At 71.1% G+C, this 3,911-nt stretch carries 2 protein-coding genes and 1 pseudogene; all 3 read right to left on the reverse strand.

The genetic code is table 11. The features are described from left to right. Positions 1-2,432, reverse strand: a pseudogene (locus AC2W7M_RS21535) (xanthine dehydrogenase family protein molybdopterin-binding subunit); the annotation flags it as partial. A 119-nt stretch (positions 2,433-2,551) separates the two neighbouring features. Then, a complete protein-coding gene (locus AC2W7M_RS21540) occupies positions 2,552-3,397 on the reverse strand; it encodes a helix-turn-helix domain-containing protein (protein WP_486134790.1) in 846 nt (281 codons plus the stop codon). Positions 3,398-3,493: 96 nt separating this feature from the next. Further along, the coding region (locus AC2W7M_RS21545; RefSeq protein ID WP_486134792.1) for a hypothetical protein at positions 3,494-3,911 on the reverse strand (418 nt) is incomplete at its 5' end.

Consider the following 3,911-nt stretch of genomic DNA (forward strand, 5'->3'; position numbering starts at 1 on the left):
CGCAGGCTGCGCCGCGGCGCCTTCCGGCGGGGCCGGCTCGGGACGCTCCACCAGCGCAGCGACGCGCGCCGGCGTCAGCGGCAGCGTGATATCGACGGCGCCAAGCGCGTCCGCCACCGCATTGGCGATGCACACCGGGGTGGACATGCAATTGCCCTCCCCCACGCCCTTGGCACCCAGCGGCGTGAAGGGCGACGGCGTCTCCAGATGCAGGATCTCAAGGTCCGGCATCTCGGTGGCGGTGGGCAGGAGATAGTCGGCGAACGTGCCGGTCAGGAACGCGCCGTCCTCGGCATAGGCCAATTCCTCGAAGAAGGTCGCCCCGAGCGCCTGGGCGAAGGCGCCGCGAATCTGCCCCTCCACCATGCCGGGATGCAGCACCCGCCCGCAGTCGTGCATGGTCACGTAGCGGTCGATGCGCACCGCGCCGGACACCGTGTCCACTTCGACGCCGCACATGTCGAAGATGAAGCCGTGGCACAGCGAGGAATTCACGAGGTCGGCGGCGTCCGGCGCGGTCAGCTCCGGCGGGGTCCAGAAGGCGGTCTCGCGGATGGTCTGATCGACGCCCTCGGGCAGCACGCCGGGCGACCAGTGGCTGAGCGCGGAGATGCGCGCGAACGGGGCGGAGGCGCCGCCCGCCGCGAGGATCTTGCCGCCCGCGAACGAGATGTCGGCCGGCTGCGCCTGGAACTGGGCGGCCGCCACCTGCGCCAGCCGGTCCTGAGACGGGTCGCGGCCATGTGCGCGGCGCCCGCCACCGCGGCGGCGAAGCGGCTCGAATAATTGCCCGAGGCGATGGACCAGGCGTCCTTGCCGGTGTCGAGCTCGCAGATCACGCGCACGTCGGCGGGCGCAAGGCCGAACACGTCGGCCACCACCTGCGCCAGCACCGTGCGGTGGCCCTGGCCCTGGGGCGTGGAGGCGGTTGTGACGCTCACCGTGCCGGTGGGATCTATGGCGACGGTGGCGGAGGCCTGGGCGCCGTTCTTCGGCCCGGCCTTGGCGCGCTCCTGCGGGGTGAGCACCGCGGTGATGTAGCCCATGTTGGAGACCGAGGGCTCCACCACCGCCGCCAGGCCGATCCGGTAGCGCCGGCCCTGGGCGCGGGCCGCCGCGCGCCGGGCGATCAGCTCGGCGTACCGGCCCTCCCCGGTCGCCATTTCGACCGCCGCCGGGAAGTCGCCGGAATCGTAGAGCGCGCCGGTGGCGGTGCGATAGGGGAAGGCGCCCGAGGCAATGAGGTTGCGGCGGATCACGTCGAGCGGGTCGAGGCCGAGCCCCGCGGCGATCCGCTCCACCAGCCGCTCCAGCGCGAAATAGACCTGCGGCCCGCCGAAGCCGCGCACCAGCCCGGTGGGGGCCTTGTTGGTGAGCGCGACGCGGTTGCGGATGGCGACGTGGGCGATGTCGTACGCCCCCGTCATGTTGCCGTGCATGCGGTAGAGCGTCGCCGGCTCGGGCGCGCGCGGATAGGCGCCGCAATCCTCCAATTGGTCGAAATCGAGGGCGGTGATGCGCCCCTCGGCGGTCACGGCGGCCCTCAGGGTGGTGACGCGGTTGGTCGCCGCCACCGCGCCGACAAGGTGCTCGAGGCGGTCCTCGATCCACTTCACCGGCCGGCCGGCGATGCGCGCCGCCACCGCGATCAGCGCCGCATAGGGGGCGACCCCCTGCTTGACGCCGAAGCTGCCGCCGGAATCCGGCGGCATGCGCATGCGCAGCCGGTTGCCGGGAACCTTGAGGGTGCGCGCCAGCACCGTGTGGATGGAGAACGGGCCCTGGAAATTGGCGAGGATGTCGTAGACCCCCTCGTGCGGGTCGTAATCGGCGACGATGCCGAACGTCTCCATGGGCGCGCCGGTGTTGCGCGGGTAGCGCACGGTGATCTCGAACACCCGCTCCGCCGCGGCGAACGCGCCTTCCGGGTCGCCATAGGAGAAGCGCCGGTCGCTCACGAGATTGCCGCCGGACGCGTCGTGCAGCAGCACCGCGCCGGGTTCGATGCTCGCCATGGGATCGAGCAGCGCCGGCTTCGGCGCATACTCCACCGCCACGGCGTCGAGCGCGTCTTCCGCCAGATAGCGCGTCTGCGCCACCACCACGGCCACGGGCTCGCCCACATAGCGCACCCGCTCGACCGCCATGGGCCAGTTCTCGACGTTCACCTTCAGCCCCGCCACCATGGGCAGGGTGAGGGCCGCGAGGTCGCGCCCGGTGACCACCGCCACCACGCCGGGCAGCGCCAGGGCGGCGGAGGTGTCGATGGAGAGGATGTCGGCGTGCGCGTGCGGCGAGCGCAGGATCGCCGCCTCCAGCGTGCCGGGGCGCACCCCGAGATCGTCGATGAAGCGCCCGCGCCCCGACAGGAGCGCCGCGTCCTCGACCCTCGGCAATGACTGGCCCGTATAGGCGACGCTCTCAGCGCGCAATCGTCAATCCTCCCCTGGCGCTCGTCCGGCGCCTTGGAAGGCAAACAATCAGGAGCGGCCGCGAGGGACTAGAGGCGGCGGTCCCATCTTTGACCAAATAGTCCCATAAAGCGCGGCGATCACCGACCGAGGCGCGCAACCGTCCGGAATTCGCGCGGCGAGACTGAGCAGTGATCGCGGAAGAAGCGCGTGAAATGGGTCGGCGCGCTGAAGCCGAGGCGGTCGCCGATGGTGGTGAAGGATTCCTCGGAATCGATCACCGCCCCCACCGCCATCTCCACCTTCAGCACGTTGAGGAAGACGTGCGGCGTCACGCCGGTGGACTCCTCGAACACGCGGAAGAAGTGCGAGCGCGACATGCCGGCCTCGCGGCACAGGCGCTCGATGGAGAGCGGCGCGGTCGGGTCCTGGCGCATCAGCGAGATGGTCTTGCGCACGCGCCAGTCGACGGCGCTGGAGCGCGCCAGCTCGCGCAGCGAGGAGCCCACCGTGCGCCACGGCGTGAAGCGCTCGATCACCGCGATCATGAGATCGGAGAGCAGGCGCTCCTGCCGGCTGCCGGACGCGGGGTCGAGCACCATCTCGCTCGCAAGGTCCAGCGCCGTGCCGCGGATGCGCGAGGTGATGGCGCCCGCCGACTTGTCGAAGAAACCGAACGTCCCGCTCGCCCCCCAGTTGGGGCGGAACGAGACCAGCCAGTCCGGCTCGATATAGAGCGCGAGGATCAGCGCGTTCTCGCGGCGCGGGTCGTGCACGTAAGCGTGCGGCTCCCAGGCGTTCACCAGCACTGCGCACTCATCCGTGAGCGGCGCCACCCGCTCGCCCACCAGGAATTGGGTGTCGTCCCCGCCCACCTTGATGAGGACGTGGCAATGGGGGTGGGCATGGCGCACCAGCGAACGGTCCATGTCGAGCAGGGCCACCCGGCCGAATGCCCCATGGGCTATGCGCAACGCGTCGGACATCCGAACAACCGCCTGTCTCTTGCCGCCACCCCGGATAAAGCCGGGCATGTTAGGTGGCGGCCAGCGCGCTTGACAAGTCAAGCGGGCGTGGGGCGGTCAGCGGTAGCGGCCGTCCACGTAGTTCTGCACTTCCTGGCCGGTAGGGCCGCGCAGCACCAGATCGCGCCACTCGCCGGTGCGGCCCTTGCCGGGGGTGAGGCTCTGGCCGATGAACTCGCCGATGGTGCGCGCCTGGCCGCCCGAAAGGTCCACCACGAGGATGGTGCAGCCGTTCTCGCCGCACCAGCCGGGATCAGTGACGGTGACGATGGCCTCGTTGGCGCCGTCGCCGTTGAGGTCGATGGCCGTGACCTTCAGCTTGCCGGCGATCCGGCGGCCCTCCTGCTTGTCGATGAAGATGGCGTCCGCCAGCGCCTCGTTGGCGGGCAGCGGCTGGGGCCGCGCGCGTTCAGCCGGGGCGGACGGCGCAGCCGGGACGGGCTTCGCCTCCTCCGCCGATACCGGCGGGGCGGCC

It is taken from the genome of Xanthobacter sp. BG11Y11_SDJG (assembly GCF_057364445.1).